Below are 20377 nucleotides of genomic sequence, written 5' to 3'. Positions count from 1 at the left end.
GTGCGGCGATCCTGTTCTCGGGTAACTGGATGCTGCACGAGATGATCACGTACACGACGCAGCTGTTCGAGAAGATCCCGACGCTGCTCGGCTGATCCCCGGACTTTGTGCGAAGGCCGTCCCTCTATGAGGGGCGGCCTTCAGCGTTTTGCGGCGGCCGCCGTGTCCAGCAGCCAGACCGTCTTGGCCGCGCCGGTCGCCCGGGCCGCCGGCAGCGAGGTGTCGCCGCCGAGGGCCGCGCCGACCGACTCCGCCTTGTCCGGCCCGGCGGCTACCAGCCACACCTCCGCGGCCGACCGGATCGCCGACATGGTGAGCGAGATGCGGGTGGGCGGCGGCTTCGGGCTGTCGTGGACGGCGGTGGCCGTACCCTCGGCGGTCGCGTCGGGGTGTCCCGGGAACAGCGAGGCTACGTGCCCGTCCTCGCCGACGCCGAGCATGAGCACGTCGAAGCGGGGGAGCGTGCCGTCGCCGGACGCCAGCTCGTCGCGGTATCGGGCGGCCGCGGCCGCGGCGTCGTCGCCGTCCGGGCCGTCCGAGGCGGGCATCGGGTGCACGCGGGCCGGGTCCAGGCCGAGGGCGTCCAGCAGCGCCTCGCGCGCCTGCGTCTCGTTGCGGTCCGGGTCGCCGGCCGGCAGGAACCGCTCGTCGCCCCACCAGAGGTCGACCCGGGACCAGTCGATGGCCGCGGTCGCCGGCAGGTCGCGGACCGCGCGCAGCACCTTCGCGGCGACCCGGCCGCCGGTCAGCACCACGTCCGCCCGGCCGCGGACGGCCTGAGCCTCGATGATCGTGGTGACCAGCCGGGCCGCCACCGCCGACGCCAGGACGTCGGCGTCCGGAACCACCACCACAACGGTCTCGCTCATCGGACTCCTCGTCAGGGAAAGCCAGGGGCCGCCCGCCGGACGGCGGGCGGCCCCCATGATCTCAGCCGGTCAGGCCGCGGAGCCGCCCGGGCCCGCCATGGCACCGGTCTCGACGCCCGCGCGGGCGGCCTGGGACGGGTCCTTCCACACGTGTACGCGCATGGCCGGCTTCTCGTCGAGGCCGGGCATGCCGGCCATAGCGCCGAGCGCCTCGCCGTAGATCTGGTCGGGGTCGAGGCGGCGCAGTTCCTCGGCCAGCTCGTCGCCGACCGGCCGCTTGGGCAGCGGCATGTAGCGCGGCTCCTGCCCGGTGCGGCTGAACAGGGCCGTGCCCTCCTCGCGGGTGACCGAGACGCAGTCGCCGTTGGCGCACTCGAGCTGCACCGAATGCATGCGCGGGGAGCGGTCGGTGACCTCCCACCGGGGCTCGATGCCGAGCCGCGACTTGAGCCAGCCGCACATCAGCGCGGCGGTCGGGTCCTTCTCGGGGGCGCTCACCGTGGCGCCGGTGACCCGCTCCTCGGTGGTGTCGAACGCGCCGGCGACGAGGGTGCGCCACAAGGTGATGCGGGTCCAGGTCAGGTCTGTGTCGCCGGGGGCGTAGTCGAGGGCTCGCTGCTTGAGCGCGGCCACCGGGTCCGGGGCGAGCTTGCTGTCGGTGATCCGCCGGTCCGCGACGACGCCGAGGAAGTCGTTGGCGATGACGTCCGGCGGCTCGCCGTGCCACCACGTCACCACCGGTACGTCCGGGGCCAGCAGCGGCATGACCACCGACTCGGCGTGCAGCGCGAGGCGGCCGTACATGCGCATCACGACCGCCTCGGCCGGGCCCAGCCGGCCGCCCACGACGATCTCGGCGTCGAGCCGGCTGCGGCCCTCCAGGTCGGAGCGGACCACGATGAGCAGGCGGCAGGGGTGCGCGGCCGCCGCGATGGTCGCCGCCGCCTCGGCCTCGCGGACCTTCTTCTCCTCCACGACGGCGACCAGGGTCAGGGCGAGCCCGGAGGCCACCCCGCCCGCGCTGCGCCGCTCGGCCGCGAGCGCCTTGACGACCTCGTTGCCGGTGGTGTCCCACAAGCCGATCATGCACGCCTCCAGGAACGGCCCTCACGGGCCAGCATCTCGTCCGAGGCCCGCGGGCCCCACTCGCCGGCCCGGTACGGCTCCGGCTCGGTGCCCGTCCAGGCCTCCTCGAGGGGGTCGATCACGCGCCAGCTCTGCTCCACCTCGGCCGCGTCCGGGAACAGCGTCCGGTCGCCCACGAGCACGTCGAGCACGAGCCGCTCGTACGCCTCCGGGCTGGATTCGGTGAACGCCTCGCCGTACTGGAAGTCCATGGCGATGTCCCGGACCTCCATGGTGGTGCCGGGGACCTTCGAGCCGAACTTGAGCACCACGCCCTCGTCCGGCTGCACGCGGATGACGAGCTGGTTGTGGCCGAGCATCTCCACGTCGGCCGGGTCGAACGGCAGGTGCGGCGCGCGCTTGAAGAGGATGGCGATCTCCGTCACCCGGCGCGGCATCCGTTTGCCCACGCGTACGAAGAACGGCACGCCCGCCCAGCGCCGGTTCTGGATGCCGAGGCGTACGGCCACATAGGTCTCCGTCTTGGAGTCCTCGGGTACGCCCTTCTCCTCCCGGTAGCCCACCGCCCGCTCGCCGGCCACCCAGCCCTGCAGATACTGCCCGCGCACCGAGCCGGCGGCGATGTCCTTGGGCAGGCTGATCGCCTTGAGCACCTTGAGCTTCTCGGCGCGGATCTCGTTGGGGTCGAAGCTCGTCGGCTCCTCCATGCCCACCAGGGCGAGCAACTGGAGGAGGTGGTTCTGGAGCACGTCGCGCGCGGCGCCGGCGGAGTCGTAGAACGCGGCCCGGGTGCCGATGCCGACGTCCTCGGCCATCGTGATCTGCACGGAGTCGACGTACTTGGAGTTCCACACCGGCTCGAAGAGGCTGTTGGCGAAGCGCAGCGCCAGGATGTTCTGGACCGTCTCCTTGCCCAGGTAGTGGTCGATGCGGAAGACGTCCTCGGGGGTGAAGACCTCGTCGACCAGCTTGTTGAGCGCCATGGCGGTCTTCAGGTCGTTGCCGAACGGCTTCTCGACGACGACCCGGCGCCAGCCGCCGGACTTGGCGTTGTCGGCCATGCCGGTGCGGTTCAGCTGGTTGAGCACCAGCGGGAACGCGGCCGGCGGGATGGAGAAGTAGAAGGCGGCGTTGCCGGCGATGCCGTTGCGCTCGCGCAGCTCGTCGAGCGTGCTCGCCAGGTGGTCGAAGGCGGCGTCGTCGTCGAAGGAGCCGGGGACGAACTGGAACTGGCTGGCCAGCCGCTTCCAGACGTCCTCGCGCCACGGCGTCCGGGCGCCCTTCTTCGCCGCCTCGTACGCCAGCGACTCGAAGTCACCGTCGCCCCAGTCGCGCCGGGCGAAGCCGAGGACCACGAAGCCGGGCGGCAGCAGACCCCGGTTGGCGAGGTCGTAGACGGCCGGGATCAGTTTCTTTCGCGACAGGTCACCGGTGACGCCGAAGATCACCAGAGCGCACGGCTCCGGGATCCTGGGGAGCCGTCGGTCCTGTGCGGTGCGCAGCGGATTACCCACGTGACCCATCCTGCCAGCTTTTCGCCGGTCCGCAGGGTTACCAGGAGGGTCAGGCTCGCAACATGTGCACTGCGGCAATCAAATGCCGGAGACCCTGCTCCCGGCCGCTCGGAAGCGCCCGGCCATGCCCGGATCAGCGCCTGCCCGGGCACCGCCCACCGTGTACGGCCGGCACGCTACGGCGCCGGCGTCGATGATCTGCAGAAACGAGCCGTGGCGCAGGTCTCCCGTGTGGTACGCGGGCGACGGACCTCCGGCTCGGAGCGGCCACGAGGAAGAGATGATCCTGGATGTCCGCGCAGGCATTGCCGGAGCGCTGGACGGGGGTGCAGTGGTGAAGATCTCCGCGCAGTTCGAGCCGTGGTGCTACCCGCCCGCGCCGGGAGGTCGTCGCCGGGGCGCCGGAGCGGCGGGCCCGGCGACGACCTCCACGGCCGCGAGTGGGTCGGCGGTCACCGCGCGGCGGCGTCGCTCGGGTTGTCGGCGCCGTCGGCCGCGGCGGCCAGGGACTTCTTCACGTCCTCGAGCAGCTCGGCCCAGCTGGCCTCGAACTTCTCGACGCCCTCGTCCTCCAGGACCTTGAAGACGTCGTCGAGGTCCACGCCCACCGCGGCGACGTCGTCCATCACCTTCTGGGCGGTCGCGTACGAGCCCGTGACGGTGTCGCCCCGGGTGTCGCCGTGGTCCTCGTACGCCTTGATGACCGACTCCGGCATGGTGTTGACCGTGCCGAACGCGATCAGCTCCTCGACGTAGATGGTGTCCTTGTAGTCGGGGTTCTTGGTCCCCGTCGACGCCCACAGCGGCCGCTGCGGGAGCGCGCCCGCGTCGGCCAGCGCCTTCCAGCGGTCCGAGGAGAACACTTCCTCGTACGCCTGGTAGGCGAGCTGGGCGTTCGCGACGGCGGCCTTGCCCTTGAGGGCCTTGGCCTCGTCGCTGCCGATCTTGTCGAGCCGCTTGTCGATCTCGGTGTCCACCCGGGACACGAAGAACGAGGCGACCGAGCCCATCTTGCTGAGGTCGTGGCCGTTGGCCTTGGCCTGCTCCATGCCCGCCAGGAACGCGTCCATGACGGCCCGGTAGCGCTCCAGCGAGAAGATCAGCGTGACGTTGACGCTGATGCCCTCGGCCAGCGTGGCGGTGATCGCCGGCAGACCCGCCTGGGTCGCCGGGATCTTGATGAAGAGGTTCGGGCGGTCGACGAGCCACCACAGCGTCTTAGCCTCGGACGCGGTCTTCGCCGTCTCGTGCGCGCTGCGCGGGTCGACTTCGATGGACACCCGGCCGTCGACGCCGTTCGACGCGTCGTACGCCGGCTTCATGACGTCGCACGCCCAGCGCACGTCGTACGAGGTGAGCAGCCGCACCGCCTCCTCGACGGTGACCTGCTGCGCGGCCAGGTCCTTGAGCTGCTCGTCGTACGCGTCGGCGTCGGCGAGCGCCTTGGCGAAGATCGTCGGGTTCGTCGTCACGCCGGCCACGTGCTGCTCGCGGCGCATCTTGTCGAGCGAGCCGCTCTGCAGGCGTACGCGGGAGAGGTCGTCGAGCCACACCGCCACGCCTCGGGCGGACAGGTCTGCCAGTCTGTCGGTCATCGCAACTCCCTCAGTTTCCGGTCTTGTGACCGGTGATTTCGCCGACCTTGGCGAGGGCGGCGTTGGCCTTGGCCACCACGTTGTCCGCGGTGAAGCCGAACTGTTCGAACAGGATCTTCGCCGGGGCGCTGGCGCCGTAGTGCTCGATGCTGACCGCCTCGCCGGCCTCGCCCAGCAGGCGGTCCCAGCTCATCCGGATGCCGGCCTCGACGGTGACGCGTGCCTTGACGCCGCGGGGGAGGACCTGCTGCTGGTACGCGGTGTCCTGCTCGAAGAACCACTCCTGGCACGGCATCGACACGACCCGGGTCGGGGTGCCCTCCGCCTCGAGACGCTCCTGGGCGACGAGGCAGTGCTGCACCTCGGAACCGGTGCCGATGAGGATCACCTTGGGCTCGCCGTTCGACGCCTCGGAGAGGATGTAGCCGCCCTTGAGGACGCCCTCCGCCGACGCGTACTTGCTGCGGTCGATGGTCGGCAGGTTCTGCCGGGAGAGCGCCAGGGCGGTCGGGCGGTCGGTGTGCTCCAGCGCGCCGCGCCAGGCCCAGGCGGTCTCGTTGGCGTCGGCCGGGCGGACCACGTCGAGGCCCACGATGGCGCGCAGCGCGGACAGCGTCTCGATCGGCTGGTGCGTCGGGCCGTCCTCGCCGAGGCCGATGGAGTCGTGCGTCCACACGTACACGACGGGCAGCTTCATCAGCGCCGACAGCCGGACCGCGCCGCGCATGTAGTCGCTGAAGACCAGGAACGTGCCGCCGTACGCGCGGGTGCCGCCGTGCGCCACGATGCCGTTGAGGATCGAGCCCATGCCGTGCTCGCGGATGCCGAAGTGCAGGGTGCGGCCGTACTCGTGACCCGGGAACGCCTTGGTCGCGTACTCGCTCGGGATGAACGAGGGCTCGCCCTTCATCGTGGTGTTGTTGCTCTCGGCCAGGTCGGCCGAGCCGCCCCACAGCTCGGGCAGCACCGGAGCGAGCGCGTCGAGCACCTTGCCGGAGGCGGCGCGGGTGGCCAGGCCTTTCTCGTCGGCGGGGAACTCGGGCAGGGCGTCGGTCCAGCCCTCGGGCAGCGTGCGGGTGGCCAGCCGGTCGTACAGCTTCTTGCCCTCTTCGTTGCTGGCGGCCCAGGCCGCGAAGGCCTTGTCCCACTCGGCGTGCGCCTCGCGACCGCGGGCCGAGACCTGGCGGGTGTGCTCGAGGACCTCGTCGGCGACGGCGAACGTCTCGTTGGGATCGAGGCCGAGGACCTCCTTGGTGGCCGCGACCTCGTCGGCGCCCAGCGCGGAGCCGTGGATCTTGCCGGTGTTCTGCTTGTTCGGGGCCGGCCAGCCGATGATCGTCCGGAGCACGATGAACGACGGCTTGTCGGTGACCTCCTTGGCGGCCTGGATCGCCGCGTACAGGGCCTCGACGTCCTCGTTGTAGTCGCCCTTGTCAGGGTCGCCCTTGCGCCAGTCGACGGTCTGGACGTGCCAGCCGTACGCCGCGTAGCGCGCACCGACGTCCTCGTTCTTGGCGATCCGGGTGTCGTCCTCGATGGAGATCTCGTTGTCGTCGTAGATCAGCGTGAGGTTGCCGAGCTTCTGCACGGCCGCGACCGCGCTCGACTCGTGGCTGACGCCCTCCTCGATGTCCCCGTCGGAGCAGAGCGCGTACACGTTGTGGTCGAAGACCGAGGTGCCGTCGGCAGCGTCCGGGTCGAACAGGCCCCGCTCACGGCGGGCCGCCATCGCCATGCCGACCGCGTTGCCGATGCCCTGTCCGAGCGGGCCGGTGGTGACCTCCACGCCGGGGGTGTGCCCGAGCTCGGGGTGACCCGGGGTGAGCGAACCCCACTGACGCAGCGCAGCCAGGTCGTCCAGCGCCAGGCCGTAGCCGGAGAGGTAGAGCTGGATGTAGAGGGTGAGGCTGGAGTGGCCACAGGAGAGCACGAACCGGTCGCGGCCGGCCCACAGCGGATCGGTGGGGTCGTGCCGCATGATCCGGTTGAACAGCAGATAGGCGGCTGGCGCGAGACTCATCGCCGTGCCGGGGTGGCCGTTGCCGGATTTCTCGACCGCGTCCATGGCCAGCACCCGGACGGTGTCGACCGCTCGCCGGTCGAGGTCGGACCAGTTCAAATCGTCTTTGGCAGCCACGTCGGTCGTTCTCCTCGGGGCATGATGTGGGGACCCTTGTGAGTTGACCCTATCCAGTCGCGGTAAACCCCCGCCCCGGGAACGCCGCAGGCCCATACGCTGAGAGCGGACATGGGGGCGTGGGCTGTGACGCCCTGCACCCCCGCCGGGTCGACCGAGCAGCGCCCCGGGCTGCGCGTAGGCTGTCCGGACGTGCCAGCCCGGTCCACTCCGGTGTCGGTGCCGATCCACACCCTCGCCGATGCCGGAAGGTGGCTGTCCGTGAGCATGATCACCGAGCGTCCCGCCCAGGGGCGGTCGCCGGGTCTTCCGGAGGCGGCGCCGACGGTGGCGGCCCCTGCCGGTGCCCGTCGCGACGTCCGCGCCGTCCTGAGGGCGTACGTCTCGCTGACCAAGCCGCAGATCGTCGAGCTCCTCCTGGTGACCACCATCCCGGCGATGATGTTCGCGGCCGGCGGCTGGCCGGACCTGGGCCTGATGGCTGTCGTGCTGGTCGGCGGCTCGCTCGCGGCGGGAGCGGCCAGCGCCCTGAACTGCTACATCGACCGCGACATCGATCAGCTGATGCGCCGCACCAAGCGCCGACCGCTGCCGTCGCACAGCCTCACCCCGCGCTCGGTCCTGGTGTTCGGGCTGGGCCTGGCCGTCGTCTCGCTCGTGCTCATGGCGGCCTTCACCAACTGGCTCGCGACCGCCATGACCGCCGCCGCGATCGTCTACTACGACGTCGTCTACACCCTGTGGCTCAAGCGGCGTACGCCGCAGAACACGTTCTGGGGCGGCATCTGCGGGGCGGCGCCGGTGCTGATCGCCTGGGCGGCGGTCACCGGCACGGTGGCCCCGATCGGCTGGGCACTTTTTGCGGTTGTGTTCTTTTGGCAGATGCCGCACTTCTACCCGCTCGCGATCAAGTACAAGGACGACTACGCCCGCGCCGGCATCCCGATGCTGCCCGTGGTCCGCTCCGCGCGCCGGGTCAACAACGAGATCCTGATCTTCACCGTCCTGACCGTCGCCGCCTCGCTGGCGGCCTGGCCGCTGGGAATGGGGCCCATCTACGGCGTCACGGCCCTCGTGACGGGCGCGCTGTTCCTCACCGAGGCGGTGCGGATGGTCGGCCGGTCGCGCCGGGGCGAGCCGCTGAAGGCGATGCGGCTGTTCCACTGGTCGATCACGTACCTGACGATCCTCTTCATTGCCGTCGCCATCGACGCACTCATCTGACATACAGCGCGCACACAGAGTGCGACCGCATTGAGTAACGCCATTGCGCTGCGTCGCACACAATGCCCGTTTCCCGAGCCTCTAAAGTGACGGACGGTCACCCGATAGACGGAACACGTAGCCGGGTATAAAACGGACGCAATCGGGACATACCAATGGGTCGTATCGCTAAACCCGCAGGTAATTGGCATCACAAAAACGGCCCGTAGTTACTTGCTCCCGGGGAAAGTCTGCCTAGGCTTCCCCTCATGGCAGAAGGTTCCGATACGACACTGACCGCCGACATCCGATCGTTCGCCGTCGGCCACGGCGGGGCGAAGGCGGTCATCGAGTACGTCGGCAAGCGTGGCGCCCGCATCGTCCTGGTGGGCGAGGACGGCGAGTGGACGGACCAGTTCGCCGCCGACGGCACCGACGTGGCCCGCAAGGCCTGCGAGACCGCGGGCGTCGAAGTGGAGAACGAGTGGGAGCGCGAGCTCATGGAGCAGATGCGGCCCAGCAACGACCTCTGGCGGTCCATGGCCCGCCGCAGCATGGCGCGATAGCCGAAGTCTTCGTCGGTGCGGCCCGGATCTTCTCCGGGCCGCCTTCTTGTGCCCGGCCCGGCGACCCGCGGTCCGCCGCCGGATCGACAGTGGTCAGGCGGTCAGTGGTCAGGCGATGGCCTTCTCGGCGGTACGCGCGGTCGCGGCCGGCTGGTCCGGCACGCGCACCGGGCGGTCGCGCAGGCGCCACAGGACGTTGAGCGTGCCGACCCAGACCAGGCAGGCGCCGAGCATGTGGGCCGCCACCAGGGCCACCGGCAGGTGGGTGAAGTACTGGACGAAGCCGATCAGGCCCTGAGACAGCTCCACGGCGACGAACACTCCCGCCGCGCGGATCGCGGGAGCCGGGGCGCCCACCGCGCGCAGGGCGAACCACAGCGCCACCGAGAGGCCGATCAGCAGGAAGACCAGGTCGGCGTGGGCCTGGGAGATGGTCGCCGGGTCGAGGCCGTTGCGCTTGGCGTCCTCGTCGCCCGCGTGCGGGCCGCTGCCGGTCACGATCACGCCCACCACGATCACCGCCGCGCTCGCCAGTGCGGTCAGGGCGGCGAGGTGGCGCAGCGGGCGGGCGACCAGCCGCCGGATCGGGGCGTCGCCCTCCCGGGTCCGCTGCCAGAGGGCCCACGTGGCCGTGATGAGCGCCATCGAGAGCAGGAAGTGCAGTCCGACCACCCAGGGGTTGAGGTCGGTCAGCACCGTGATGCCGCCGAGCACGCCCTGGCCCGGGATGCCGAGCCCGGCCGCGAGCGACAGCAGGACCAGCGAGCGGCGGCGGGGCTTCTGCAGCAGCGCGGCGATGAAGGTGGCGAGAGCGATCAGGCCGAGGGCGATGCCGAGCAGCCGGTTGCCGAATTCGATGACGCCGTGGACGCCCATCTCGCGCGTCGTCGTGTAGGACGCGTCGGTGCACCTGGGCCAGGTGGGGCAGCCGAGGCCCGAGCCGGTCAGCCGGACCGCGGCACCCGTCACGACCAAGCCGACGTTGGCGACCAGGGAGGCGAGGGCCAGGCGGTTCAGCAGGGTGCTCTTGCTCACCTCCGGCATCGTACGCCCGATTTCGATCGTGGATCCGAGGCCCGGGTGGCCCCGGTGTCCTGGATCACCGGACCGGCGGTTTGCAGGCGCGCGACGAATTACGTAACGTTGCCGTAGTGAAAAACGGAGTGCTGTCGAGGAGCAACCAGGTGGCCGGTGCGGCCGCCGGTTCCCCTGCACCCTCCGGACCCCGCAAGCCTCCCGCGGACGGTAAGGCCGCTGACGGGCGTACCCGTGACCGGGTGGCGCAATTGCTCCTCGAGCTCGGGGCCGCGACCGCGGCCGAGCTCGGCGCGCAGCTCGGGCTGAGCCCCGCCGCGATCCGCAAGCACCTCGACGCGATGCTCGCCGACAACCTCGTCGAGGTGCGCGAGACGCCGCACCGCGGCCCGCGCGGCCGGGGACGTCCGGCCAAGGCCTTCGTGCTCACCGCCGCCGCCCGGGAGGGCTTCCCGCACTTCTACGACGGCGTCGCCACCGCCGCCCTGCGCTGGATCGCCGAGCACGGCGGGGCCGAGGCCGTCGAGGCCTTCGCCAACTCTCAGGTGACCGCGCTCGAGGAGCGTTGCCGCACGGCGATGCTCGAGGCCGGCGACGAACCGATCGCCCGGGCGGAGGCGCTCGCCGAGGCGCTGACAGCCGAGGGCTACGCTGCCAACGCGACCACGATCGCGTCCGGCGGGCAGCTGTGCCAGCACCACTGCCCGGTGGCCCACGTGGCCGCCGAGTTCCCCCAGCTGTGCGACGCCGAGACCGCGGTCATCTCGCGGCTCATCGGCACCCACGTGCAGCGCCTCGCCACCATCGCGCACGGCGACGGAGTGTGCACCACGCACATCCCGGCACCTCACTGCGCACCCGCTGCAAGCATCGCAACCAGGGTTAGGACGGATAGATGACGGACCAGATCGTCACTCAGGAAGAGCACCTGGCCGCTCTTGGCAAGTACGAGTACGGCTGGGCCGACGCCGACGTCGCGGGCTCGACCGCCCAGCGTGGCCTGTCCGAGGCCGTGGTGCGCGACATCTCCGCGAAGAAGAACGAGCCGCAGTGGATGCTGGACCTGCGGCTCAAGGGCCTGCGCCTGTTCGACCGCAAGCCCATGCCGAACTGGGGCGCCGACCTCACCGGCATCGACTTCCAGAACATCAAGTACTTCGTGCGCTCGACCGAGAAGCAGGCCACGAGCTGGGAAGAGCTGCCCGAGGACATCAAGGCGACCTACGACCGCCTGGGCATCCCGGAGGCGGAGAAGCAGCGCCTCGTGGCCGGCGTCGCGGCGCAGTACGAGTCCGAGGTCGTCTACCACAAGATCCGTGAGGACCTCGAGGAGCAGGGTGTCGTCTTCCTCGACACCGACACGGCCCTCAAGGAGCACGAGGACGTCTTCAAGGAGTACTTCGGCACGGTGATCCCGGTCGGCGACAACAAGTTCGCCGCGCTGAACACCTCCGTGTGGTCCGGCGGCTCGTTCATCTACGTGCCGAAGGGCGTGCAGGTGGAGATCCCGCTGCAGGCGTACTTCCGGATCAACACCGAGAACATGGGCCAGTTCGAGCGGACGCTGATCATCGTCGACGAGGGCGCGTACGTGCACTACGTCGAGGGCTGCACCGCCCCGATCTACTCGTCCGACTCGCTGCACAGCGCGGTCGTCGAGATCATCGTCAAGAAGAACGCCCGCTGCCGGTACACGACCATCCAGAACTGGTCGAACAACGTCTACAACCTGGTCACCAAGCGCGCCACCTGCGAGGAGGGCGCGACCATGGAGTGGATCGACGGCAACATCGGCTCCAAGGTGACGATGAAGTACCCGGCCGTCTACATGACCGGCCCGCACGCCAAGGGCGAGGTGCTGAGCGTCGCGATGGCCGGCGAGGGCCAGCACCAGGACGCCGGCGCCAAGATGGTGCACGCGGCGCCGCACACGTCGTCGACGATCATCAGCAAGTCCATCGCCCGGGGCGGCGGCCGCACGTCGTACCGCGGCCTCGTGCAGGTCATGGACGGCTCGCACCACAGCAAGAGCACGGTCAAGTGCGACGCGCTGCTGGTCGACACCATCTCGCGCTCGGACACCTACCCGTACGTCGACATTCGCGAGGACGACGTCAACATGGGCCACGAGGCGACCGTGTCCAAGATCAGCGACGACCAGCTCTTCTACCTGATGAGCCGGGGCCTGACCGAGGACGAGGCCATGGCGATGATCGTGCGCGGCTTCATCGAGCCGATCGCCAAGGAGCTCCCGATGGAGTACGCCCTCGAGCTGAACCGCCTGATCGAGCTGCAGATGGAGGGGGCGGTGGGCTAGCGCCCACTCGCCGCACCTGTGGTCAAGCTGCAACGACTAAGAACTAGGACGAGATGACTACCGAGGCCATGGCCCCGCCGAGCACCAAGTCGCAGGTGCTGCGTTCCTTCGACGTCACCGACTTCCCGGCCGTCAACGGCCTGGAGGAGGATTGGCGCTTCACCCCGATCAAGCGGCTCGGCGCGCTGATCACGGCGACCTCGCTGGCCGGTGCCGCGCCCGGGTACGCCCCCGGAGACCTGCCGGCGGGCGTCTCGGTGACGCAGGTCGACGCGGGCAAGGTCGACCCGGTGCTCACCCCGTTCGACCGGATCAGCGCCCTCGCGTACGGGTCGGCGGCGGCGGTGACGCTGATCGACGTCGCGGCGGAGACCGTGTCCGACACCGCGGCCGTGATCCGGGTCGTCGGGCAGGGCGGCGAGGCCGCGGCCGCGCGCACGTACGTCAAGGTCGGCAACTTCGCCAAGGTCACCATCGTGCTGGAGCAGACCGGCACGGCGACCCTCGCGGACAACATCGAGGTCGTGCTCGGCGACAGCGCCCAGCTGACCTTCGTCACGATCGCCGAGTGGGACGCCGGGTCCGTCCAGGCCCAGCACGTCAAGTTCAAGGTCGGGAAGGACGCCCGGGCGCAGCACGTGCAGGTCGCCCTCGGCGGCGACCTGGTCCGGCAGTTCACCTCCGTCGAGTACGCGGGCCGCGGCGGCGACGCCGAGCTCTGGGGCCTGTACTTCGCCGACGCCGGCCAGCACCTCGAGCACCGTCAGCTGGTCGACCACGGCGTGCCGGACTGCCGCAGCTACGTCGGCTACCGCGGCGCGCTGCAGGGCGCCTCGGCGCACACCGTCTGGGTCGGCGACGTGCTCATCCGCGCGGCGGCGACCGGCACGGAGACGTACGAGATCAACCGCAACCTGGTGTTGACCGAGGGCGCCCGGGCCGACTCGGTGCCGAACCTGGAGATCGAGACCGGCGAGGTCGCCGGGGCGGGCCACGCCAGCGCGACCGGCCGCTTCGACGACGAGCAGCTGTTCTACCTGATGGCGCGCGGCATCCCCGAGTTCGAGGCCCGCAAGCTGGTGGTCCGCGGCTTCTTCGCCGAGCTGGTCAACAAGATCCCGGTCGAGGAGCTGCGCGAGCGCCTGGGCGACGCCATCGAGGCCCGGCTGGCGAAGGCGGGGGCCTGAGCCATGGCGTTCGAGCTTGTCGGGCCGGTCGCCGACGTGGCGAAGGGCGCGGTGATCTCCGTCGAGCTGGACGGCGTCGACATAGCGGTCGTGCACGCGGACGACGACAACATCTACGCCGTACGCGACGAGTGCAGCCACGCGTCCGTCGCCCTCTCCGAGGGTGAGGTCGAGGGCTGCACCCTGGAGTGCTGGCTGCACGGCTCGCGTTTCGACCTGCGTACCGGTGCACCCTCCGGCCTGCCCGCCACCGAGCCGGTGGCGACCTTCCCCGTCGAGATCCGCGACGGGGACATCTACGTTTCGACGACACCGAGTAATGGAGTAATGCCGTGAGCACCCTGGAGATCCACGACCTGCAGGTGTCGGTCAAGCTGCCCGAGGGCGAGCTGAAGCCGATCCTGGCCGGGGTCGACCTCACCGTCAAGGCGGGCGAGACCCACGCCATCATGGGCCCGAACGGCTCCGGCAAGTCGACGCTGGCGTACTCCATCGCCGGCCACCCCAAGTACGAGATCACCGGCGGCACGGTGACCCTGGACGGCGAGGACGTCCTGGCGATGACCGTGGACGAGCGCGCCCGCGCCGGCCTCTTCCTGGCGATGCAGTACCCGGTCGAGGTCCCCGGTGTCTCGGTGGCCAACTTCCTGCGTACGGCCAAGACCGCGATCGACGGCGAGGCGCCGAAGCTGCGGACCTGGGCCGGCGAGCTGCGCGGCGCCATGGAGAAGCTGCAGATGGACCCGGCGTTCGCGCAGCGCAACGTCAACGAGGGCTTCTCCGGCGGCGAGAAGAAGCGGCACGAGATCATGCAGCTCGAGCTGCTCAAGCCGAGGGTCGCGATCCTCGACGAGACCGACTCCGGCCTCGACATCGACGCGCTGCGCATCGTCAGCGAGGGCGTCAACCGGGTCCGCGAGACCGGCGAGACCGGCCTGCTGCTGATCACCCACTACACCCGCATCCTGCGCTACATCAAGCCGGACTTCGTGCACGTCTTCGTGGCCGGCAAGATCGTTCAGGAGGGCGGCCCCGAGCTCGCCGAGCAGCTCGAGGCCGAGGGCTACGAGCGGTACGTGGCCGGCGCCCGGGCCTGATCCACCTTTCTCAGGAGTTCGAGATGACCTTCGACGTGGCCCGGGTCCGAGCCGACTTCCCGATCCTGGGCCGGGAGATCAACGGGCACCCGTTGGTCTACCTGGACAGCGCCAACACCTCGCAGAAGCCGCGCCAGGTGATCGACGCCATGCGCGACCACCAGGAACGGCACAACGGCAACGTGTCGCGCTCGGTGCACACCCTGGGCACCGAGTCCACGACCGCGTACGAGGAGGCCCGCGCGAAGGTCGCCGCGTTCATCGGCGCGCCGTCGCCGGACGAGGTGGTCTTCACCAAGAACTCCACCGAGGCGATCAACCTGGTCGCCTGGACGGCGGGGGACTTCCTCGCGCTGGGCCCCGGCGACGAGATCGTCGTCTCCGAGATGGAACACCACTCCAACCTCGTGCCGTGGCAGCTGCTGTGCCAGCGCACCGGCGCGACCCTGCGCTGGTTCGGCGTCACCGACGAGGGCCGTCTCGACGAGTCTCAGCTCGACCAGTTGGTGAACGAGCGCACCAAGCTCGTCTCGGTCGTCCACATGTCGAACATCCTCGGCACGATCAACGACCCGTCGCGGATCGTGGCGCGGGCGCACGAGGTCGGCGCGCTGGTCATGCTCGACTGCTCCCAGTCGGTGCCGCACTTCCCGGTCGACGTGACGGAGCTCGGCGCCGACTTCATCGCCTTCACCGGCCACAAGATGCTGGGCCCGACCGGCATCGGCGTGCTCTGGGGCCGCTCGGCGCTGCTCTCGTCGATGCCACCGTTCCTCGCGGGCGGCTCGACCATCGAGACGGTCACCATGGCAGGCACCACCTTCGCGCCGCCGCCGGCGCGCTTCGAGGGCGGCACGCCGCCGATCACGGAGGCCATCGGCCTCGGCGCCGCCGTCGACTACCTGACCGCCCTGGGCATGGAGAACGTGCACCGCCACGAACAGGAGATCACCGCGTACGCGTTGAAGGCGCTCGCGGACGTCCCCGGCGTGCGCATTTTCGGGCCGGCCACGCCGGAAGGCCGCGGCGGTACGGTGTCGTTCGAGGTCGACGGGGTACATCCCCACGACGTCGGGCAGATCCTCGACAGCCTCGGCGTCGAGGTGCGGGTGGGCCACCACTGCGCTCGCCCGGTCTGCACGCGGTTCGGGGTGCCGGCGATGACCCGTGCCTCGTTCTACCTGTATACGACGACCGACGAGATCGACGCTCTCGCGCGCGGTCTGGAGCAGGTGCGGAAGGTGTTCGCCTGATGATCGACCAGCTCTACCAGGACATCATCCTGGACCACTACAAGCACCCCCACGGGCGCGGCCTGCGCGACCCGTACCAGGGCGAGGCGCACCACGTGAACCCCACCTGCGGCGACGAGATCACCATCCGGGTGACCAGCGACCTCTCGGACATCTCGTACGACGGCATGGGCTGCTCGATCAGCCAGGCGTCGGCGTCGGTGCTGCACGAACTGCTGAAGGGCCGCCCGCCGTCGGAGGCCCTCGCGATCCACGAGGCGTTCCTCGAACTGATGCAGGGCCGCGGCCAGGTCGAGCCGGACGAGGAAGTCCTCGGCGACGGCATCGCGTTCGCGGGTGTGGCGAAGTATCCGGCCAGGGTGAAATGCGCGCTGCTGCCGTGGATGGCATTCAAGGACGCCGCGGCACGTGCCGGTGTGGGCCTTACTCCGGAGGTGAAGGCATGACCGACAGAACTGTGGAACAGATCGCCTCGGATGCGGCGGATACCGCCGGACCCGACGACGCGACGGCGTCGACCTCGACGGCCCACGCCGGGGCGGACGCTGCTGCGGCGGGTGGTGCGGTCGTGAAGGCCAGTGTGGCCGACGTCGAGGAGGCGATGAAGGATGTCGTCGACCCCGAGCTCGGCATCAACGTGGTCGACCTCGGCCTCGTCTACGACGCCCACGTCGACGACGACAACGTGGCCACGCTCGACATGACGCTGACGTCGGCGGCCTGCCCGCTGACCGACGTGATCGAGGACCAGACCCGCCAGGCCCTGACCACGGGCCCGGGCGGCGGCCTGGTCAAGGACTTCCGCATCAACTGGGTGTGGCTCCCGCCGTGGGGCCCCGACAAGATCACGGATGACGGCCGGGAGCAGCTGCGCGCGCTCGGCTTCAACGTCTGACCGTACGGTCACCGCAGAGCCGCCAGGTCGTTCCCTCGCCTGGCGGCTTTCGCATTTCTGTCGGGGGTCGGTGGTAGACAACGGGGTATGACTCGGATTCCTCCGTACCGGGACCTGCTGGACCTGATCGACGAAAGGGCGACCGCCTTCCGGGCGGCCGTCGCGGCGGCCGATCGCGGGGCGAAGGTTCCCGGCTGCCCGGAATGGACGGTCCAGGACCTCGTTGCCCACCTCGGCGCGGTGCACCGCTTCTGGGCGGTGACCGTCGCGGCCGGATCCGCCGAGGCGCCGCCGCCCGCCGATGCGATCGGTGACCGAACCCCGCACGGCGACCTGCTCGAGTGGTCCGCGGCATCGACCGGCCTGCTGCTCGACGCCCTGCGCGCCGGGCCGCCCGACCAGGAGTGCTGGACGTGGTGGGGAGCCTCCGAGGCGCCGATGACCGCAGGCACGGTTGCGCGCCACCAGGTGCAGGAGGCGGCCGTGCACACGTACGACGCTCAGAAGGCCGGCGGCAGGGCGGAGCCCGTGCCGGCCGCGATCGCCGTGGACGCCGTCGAGGAGTTCCTGGTGGTGAGCCTGGGCAGCCTCGGGGCGTGGCCGCACCGGCCGGCGCGGCTCGCCCTGTCCGCGGTGGAGGGCCCGACCTGGCTGGTCGACCTGACCCCGGCCGGCGCGAAGGCAGACCCCGCGCCGAGCGGCGATCCGGTCGCCACGATCCAGGCCTCGGCGAGCGATCTGCTGTTGCTCCTCTTCCACCGGATCGGCGCTGAGGGGATCACCGTGACGGGGGACCGCTCGGTGGTCGACGAACTGCTCACATGGGCGGTCGCCGACTGAGAGACGCTGGATGGTCAGAGGTGCTTCTTCGCCTCCCGGAGCGACAAGGGGGAAAGGATGTCGCGGTGGTGGGACAGATAGCCGCGAACAGCGTCCGGGTCCGTGCGGGCGTAGTGCCGCAGCGCCCACCCGATGGCCTTGCGCACGAAGAAGTCCCGATGGGCCGCCTGCCGCGTGCAGTATCCGAACAGCCGGTCCGTGTCGGTCTCCCGCCCGTAATGCAACTGGTGCAGGATCGCCGTACGCACGAGCCAGAGGTTGTCGTCCCCCGCCCAGGCGTCCATCTCCGTCCTCAGCCGGGGGTGGCGCATGACGAGCCCGCCGACGAACCGGGTCGCCAGCGCGTCCACCGTGTCCCACCACGACTTCGTGGTGATCAGGGTGCCTGCCGTCGCCAGGAAGTCCGGCCCGGGCACCGCCGAGTGCTTGCGCAGCCAGTCGCAAGCGAAGTACTGGTATTCGCGCTCCGGCAGGTCCCAGCAGGCCAGGGCCACCGTCCCCAGCTCGTCCTCGGTGGGGGCGGGCAGGCCGGCCACCACCGTACGGCCGAGGGCCCGCTGGGTCGCGGTCGAGAAGCCGAGGAACGGGAACTGGTCGCGCATGTAGGCGGCAGCCTGCACGGCCCGTTCAGGCTCCCGGGCGGCGCTGTAGGTGCGCACCAGCCTGTCGAGGAGTTCGTCGGCGAACGGTCGGGTCATGGGGCGGATCATGCCACCGTAGGGTGAGAGGCATGAGCGCACGACCGGCGGCCGGTGGGGGACGGTGGGTGGACGTGCCGCCGGAGCGGCTCGGCCGCTGGTTGGACAACTTCGCGTCCCGGCACGGTGGCCACACGGTCCAGGGACTGGTGCTGACCGGTACGGACGGCGCCACGGCCGAGTTGTTCCCGCCGCCGGGCGCCCCGCCGGTGCAGGACCTGACCGCCCTGAGGGACCAGGCGGGGAAGCCTCGCCGGATCGGGCTGCTGATAGCGCGTAAGGGCGCTGTGGCAGCCGGGGTAGCTCACGGCCTGACGCTGGTCACCTCGAAGGTCGACACTCACTACGTCCAGGGCCGTACGGCGGCCGGCGGGTGGTCCCAGCAGCGGTTCGCCCGGCGGCGGGACAACCAGGCCCGGGCCGCGGCCGCGGACGGGGCGGCCATCGCGGAACGCCTGTTGCTTCCCGAGGCCCGCACGCTGAGCACCCTCGTCACCGGTGGCGACCGTGCTGCGGTGGACGCGATCCTCGCCGCCCCGCCCCTGGCCCCGCTCCTGCGGCTGCGGCACGACCGCTTCCTCGACGTGCCCGAGCCGCGCCGGGCGGTGCTGGAGGAGGCCGTCGCCCAGGCTCGCGCCGTACGCATCCTGGTTCGTGATCCGTGAGCTCCCGGCGTACCGGATAAGGTTCTTGATCGTGGGTGTCGTCGCGGAGCTGATCCTGATCCGGCACGGGCAGAGTGCCTCCAACGTGGCTTTTCCCGAAGCGGACGCGGCGGGACGGCTGGAGTCGGGGCTCACCGGGCGCGACGCCGACGTCGCGCTGACCGGACCGGGTGCGGAGCAGGCGCGGGCGGTGGGCCGCCGGCTGGCCGGGCGCGCGGCGGGCGAGGTGCCCGAGGTCGTGATCACCTCCCCGTACCTGCGGGCCCGGGAGACCTGGCGGATCGCCGCGGAGGCCTCCGGTCTGGACCTGCCCGCTCCCGTCACCGACGACCGGCTGGTCGACCGGCTCCTCGGTGACCTGGAGATGCTCACCAAGGCTGCCATCGCGCAGCGGTTCCCGGACGAGCCCGAGCGCCTGGCAGCGGCGGGGGAGTATCGGTACCGGCCGCCGGACGGGGAGACCTTCGAGGATGTCGCCGAACGGCTGTCGTCGTTCCTGGCCGACGTGAACCGTGACCATGCCGGTAAGCGTGTGCTCGTGGTCGCGCACGATTCCGTGGTGCTGATGACGCGGTACGTGATCGAGGGCCTGGACCTGGACGGCGTGGCCGCGGTGGCCGGCGCCGGCGCGGTCCGGAACGCCTCGATCACCCGCTTCGACGGTTCCTCCGGTGAGCTGGTCCTCGACGGCTACAACCTCGTGGACCACCTCTGACCTCGAGTTCCCTCACACCACGAGACCGACGGCCAGGACGGCGATCACGGCGCTCGACACCAGCGCCGTCACGACGCGGGCGCGGGGGCCGGTCAGGAAGCGGCCCACCAGGGAGCCGCTGCTGGCGATCAGCAGCTGCCAGCTCGCCGAGGCGAGGAAGGCGCCGAGGACGAACCAGGTTCCGCCGCCCTCACCGCCACGGCCCAGCACCAGCGCCGCGAAGTAGACGACCGTCGCCGGGTTGAGCAGCGTCAGGCCGAGGATGCCCAGGTAGGCGGCCGCGGGGGTGGTCCGGTCCGTGTCCCGCACGGCCGCAGGCCTGCTCAACGCCGACCAGGCGGTGTGCGCGGCGAGGACCAGCAGGACGGCCGCCGCAGCCCAGCGCAGGGGAGTGGCGATCGGGGCGATCACCCCGGTCAGGGCCGCCCCGCCGAGGACGGCGACCAGGGCGTAGACGCCGTCCGCGGTGGCCGCCCCGAGTCCGGCGGCGGCGCCGACCCGCAGCGAGGTGCGGGCGCTGAGGCCCGCGACGAGGACGGCGATCGCGCCGACGGGCACGGCGACTCCGTAGCCGGCGACCACGCCGGCCAGAAACGCGGCGGTCATGAGAGGGGTACGGGGACCGCAGGGCCGCCGGGGACACGCTGCTGTCGCGCGCCCCGGACGGGAGCGGCGGCAACGGTCGTCTTCGGCAGGCTCGCTACG

General features: G+C 70.8%; 21 protein-coding genes. 13 read left to right on the top strand and 8 right to left on the bottom strand.

The window, feature by feature from the left end; all coding sequences use genetic code 11:
- Window positions 1-140: 140 nt before the first annotated feature.
- From pgl to tkt, 5 genes are all read right to left on the bottom strand, one after another.
- A complete protein-coding gene (gene pgl / locus AB0368_RS20780) occupies window positions 141-869 on the bottom strand; it encodes a 6-phosphogluconolactonase (protein WP_366155535.1) in 729 nt (242 codons plus the stop codon).
- A 69-nt stretch (window positions 870-938) separates the two neighbouring features.
- The gene (locus tag AB0368_RS20775) at window positions 939-1955 is read right to left on the bottom strand and encodes a glucose-6-phosphate dehydrogenase assembly protein OpcA (protein WP_366155533.1); all 1017 of its coding nucleotides are present in this window, start codon (window positions 1953-1955) and stop codon (window positions 939-941) included.
- Window positions 1952-3469, bottom strand: coding sequence for a glucose-6-phosphate dehydrogenase (gene zwf / locus AB0368_RS20770; RefSeq protein WP_366155532.1), 1518 nt, complete (start codon window positions 3467-3469; stop codon window positions 1952-1954). Before zwf ends, AB0368_RS20775 begins: the two co-directional genes overlap by 4 nt.
- 452 nt (window positions 3470-3921) lie before the next feature.
- Window positions 3922-5064: a transaldolase gene (gene tal, locus AB0368_RS20765; protein WP_366155531.1), complete on the bottom strand. Its 1143-nt coding sequence runs from the start codon at window positions 5062-5064 to the stop codon at window positions 3922-3924.
- A 10-nt stretch (window positions 5065-5074) separates the two neighbouring features.
- A complete protein-coding gene (tkt, locus tag AB0368_RS20760; protein ID WP_366155553.1) occupies window positions 5075-7291 on the bottom strand; it encodes a transketolase in 2217 nt (738 codons plus the stop codon).
- Window positions 7292-7468: 177 nt separating this feature from the next.
- Here tkt and AB0368_RS20755 point away from each other — a divergent pair, with 177 nt between their 5' ends.
- Together AB0368_RS20755 and AB0368_RS20750 are read left to right on the top strand one after the other, a co-directional pair.
- Complete coding sequence (locus AB0368_RS20755) at window positions 7469-8425, top strand: heme o synthase (protein ID WP_366155552.1); 957 nt, start codon at window positions 7469-7471, stop codon at window positions 8423-8425.
- A gap of 248 nt (window positions 8426-8673) precedes the next feature.
- A complete protein-coding gene (locus AB0368_RS20750) occupies window positions 8674-8970 on the top strand; it encodes a hypothetical protein (protein WP_366155530.1) in 297 nt (98 codons plus the stop codon).
- Between the two features lie 108 nt (window positions 8971-9078).
- On the opposite strand, the gene AB0368_RS20745 is transcribed toward AB0368_RS20750, so the two are convergent.
- On the bottom strand, window positions 9079-10014 hold the full coding sequence (locus AB0368_RS20745) for a COX15/CtaA family protein (protein WP_366155529.1): 936 nt from the start codon (window positions 10012-10014) through the stop codon (window positions 9079-9081).
- 233 nt (window positions 10015-10247) lie between these two features.
- On the opposite strand from AB0368_RS20745, the gene AB0368_RS20740 reads away from it, so the two are divergent.
- From AB0368_RS20740 to AB0368_RS20700, 9 genes are all read left to right on the top strand, one after another.
- Entirely contained in the window at window positions 10248-10904 is a 657-nt protein-coding gene (locus AB0368_RS20740) for a transcriptional regulator (RefSeq protein WP_366155551.1), read from the top strand.
- Window positions 10901-12322: a Fe-S cluster assembly protein SufB gene (gene sufB / locus AB0368_RS20735; protein ID WP_366155528.1), complete on the top strand. Its 1422-nt coding sequence runs from the start codon at window positions 10901-10903 to the stop codon at window positions 12320-12322. Before AB0368_RS20740 ends, sufB begins: the two co-directional genes overlap by 4 nt.
- A gap of 53 nt (window positions 12323-12375) precedes the next feature.
- The gene (sufD, locus tag AB0368_RS20730; protein WP_366155527.1) at window positions 12376-13509 is read left to right on the top strand and encodes a Fe-S cluster assembly protein SufD; all 1134 of its coding nucleotides are present in this window, start codon (window positions 12376-12378) and stop codon (window positions 13507-13509) included.
- Window positions 13510-13512: 3 nt separating this feature from the next.
- Window positions 13513-13845, top strand: a complete 333-nt coding sequence (locus AB0368_RS20725; protein WP_366155526.1) for a non-heme iron oxygenase ferredoxin subunit — start codon at window positions 13513-13515, stop codon at window positions 13843-13845.
- On the top strand, window positions 13842-14606 hold the full coding sequence (sufC, locus tag AB0368_RS20720; RefSeq protein ID WP_366155525.1) for a Fe-S cluster assembly ATPase SufC: 765 nt from the start codon (window positions 13842-13844) through the stop codon (window positions 14604-14606). The genes AB0368_RS20725 and sufC overlap by 4 nt, the downstream gene beginning before the upstream one ends.
- A gap of 23 nt (window positions 14607-14629) precedes the next feature.
- Window positions 14630-15859, top strand: coding sequence for a cysteine desulfurase (locus AB0368_RS20715; protein ID WP_366155524.1), 1230 nt, complete (start codon window positions 14630-14632; stop codon window positions 15857-15859).
- Window positions 15856-16305, top strand: coding sequence for a Fe-S cluster assembly sulfur transfer protein SufU (sufU, locus tag AB0368_RS20710; protein WP_366155550.1), 450 nt, complete (start codon window positions 15856-15858; stop codon window positions 16303-16305). The genes AB0368_RS20715 and sufU overlap by 4 nt, the downstream gene beginning before the upstream one ends.
- A complete protein-coding gene (locus AB0368_RS20705) occupies window positions 16302-16754 on the top strand; it encodes a metal-sulfur cluster assembly factor (protein ID WP_366155523.1) in 453 nt (150 codons plus the stop codon). The genes sufU and AB0368_RS20705 overlap by 4 nt, the downstream gene beginning before the upstream one ends.
- Window positions 16755-16841: 87 nt before the next feature.
- On the top strand, window positions 16842-17594 hold the full coding sequence (locus AB0368_RS20700) for a maleylpyruvate isomerase family mycothiol-dependent enzyme (protein WP_366155522.1): 753 nt from the start codon (window positions 16842-16844) through the stop codon (window positions 17592-17594).
- 14 nt (window positions 17595-17608) lie between these two features.
- Here AB0368_RS20700 and AB0368_RS20695 read toward each other — a convergent pair whose 3' ends face one another.
- On the bottom strand, window positions 17609-18292 hold the full coding sequence (locus AB0368_RS20695) for a DNA alkylation repair protein (protein ID WP_366155521.1): 684 nt from the start codon (window positions 18290-18292) through the stop codon (window positions 17609-17611).
- A gap of 32 nt (window positions 18293-18324) precedes the next feature.
- Between AB0368_RS20695 and AB0368_RS20690 the strand changes: the two genes are divergently transcribed.
- A complete protein-coding gene (locus AB0368_RS20690; protein ID WP_366155520.1) occupies window positions 18325-18957 on the top strand; it encodes an acVLRF1 family peptidyl-tRNA hydrolase in 633 nt (210 codons plus the stop codon).
- Window positions 18958-18988: 31 nt separating this feature from the next.
- Window positions 18989-19672, top strand: a complete 684-nt coding sequence (locus AB0368_RS20685; protein WP_366155519.1) for a histidine phosphatase family protein — start codon at window positions 18989-18991, stop codon at window positions 19670-19672.
- Between the two features lie 12 nt (window positions 19673-19684).
- On the opposite strand, the gene AB0368_RS20680 is transcribed toward AB0368_RS20685, so the two are convergent.
- Window positions 19685-20278: a LysE family transporter gene (locus AB0368_RS20680; protein ID WP_366155518.1), complete on the bottom strand. Its 594-nt coding sequence runs from the start codon at window positions 20276-20278 to the stop codon at window positions 19685-19687.
- Between the last annotated feature and the right edge of the window lie 99 nt (window positions 20279-20377).

The organism is Actinoplanes sp. NPDC051475, from assembly GCF_040689425.1.
Taxonomy (GTDB): domain Bacteria; phylum Actinomycetota; class Actinomycetes; order Mycobacteriales; family Micromonosporaceae; genus Actinoplanes.
The sequence above is the reverse complement of the archived record's forward strand: the minus strand, read 5'-3'. Positions and strand labels throughout refer to the sequence as shown.

Excerpts from the sequence above, each read along its gene's own strand:
- pgl (WP_366155535.1), bottom strand. The coding sequence starts at position 869 with ATGAGCGAGACCGTTGTGGTGGTGGTTCCGGACGCCGACGTCCTGGCG.
- AB0368_RS20775 (WP_366155533.1), bottom strand. The coding sequence starts at position 1,955 with ATGATCGGCTTGTGGGACACCACCGGCAACGAGGTCGTCAAGGCGCTC.
- tal (WP_366155531.1), bottom strand. The coding sequence starts at position 5,064 with ATGACCGACAGACTGGCAGACCTGTCCGCCCGAGGCGTGGCGGTGTGG.
- AB0368_RS20755 (WP_366155552.1), top strand. The coding sequence starts at position 7,469 with ATGATCACCGAGCGTCCCGCCCAGGGGCGGTCGCCGGGTCTTCCGGAG.
- AB0368_RS20750 (WP_366155530.1), top strand. The coding sequence starts at position 8,674 with ATGGCAGAAGGTTCCGATACGACACTGACCGCCGACATCCGATCGTTC.
- AB0368_RS20745 (WP_366155529.1), bottom strand. The coding sequence starts at position 10,014 with ATGCCGGAGGTGAGCAAGAGCACCCTGCTGAACCGCCTGGCCCTCGCC.
- sufB (WP_366155528.1), top strand. The coding sequence starts at position 10,901 with ATGACGGACCAGATCGTCACTCAGGAAGAGCACCTGGCCGCTCTTGGC.
- sufD (WP_366155527.1), top strand. The coding sequence starts at position 12,376 with ATGACTACCGAGGCCATGGCCCCGCCGAGCACCAAGTCGCAGGTGCTG.
- AB0368_RS20725 (WP_366155526.1), top strand. The coding sequence starts at position 13,513 with ATGGCGTTCGAGCTTGTCGGGCCGGTCGCCGACGTGGCGAAGGGCGCG.
- AB0368_RS20715 (WP_366155524.1), top strand. The coding sequence starts at position 14,630 with ATGACCTTCGACGTGGCCCGGGTCCGAGCCGACTTCCCGATCCTGGGC.
- AB0368_RS20705 (WP_366155523.1), top strand. The coding sequence starts at position 16,302 with ATGACCGACAGAACTGTGGAACAGATCGCCTCGGATGCGGCGGATACC.
- AB0368_RS20700 (WP_366155522.1), top strand. The coding sequence starts at position 16,842 with ATGACTCGGATTCCTCCGTACCGGGACCTGCTGGACCTGATCGACGAA.
- AB0368_RS20695 (WP_366155521.1), bottom strand. The coding sequence starts at position 18,292 with ATGACCCGACCGTTCGCCGACGAACTCCTCGACAGGCTGGTGCGCACC.
- AB0368_RS20690 (WP_366155520.1), top strand. The coding sequence starts at position 18,325 with ATGAGCGCACGACCGGCGGCCGGTGGGGGACGGTGGGTGGACGTGCCG.
- AB0368_RS20680 (WP_366155518.1), bottom strand. The coding sequence starts at position 20,278 with ATGACCGCCGCGTTTCTGGCCGGCGTGGTCGCCGGCTACGGAGTCGCC.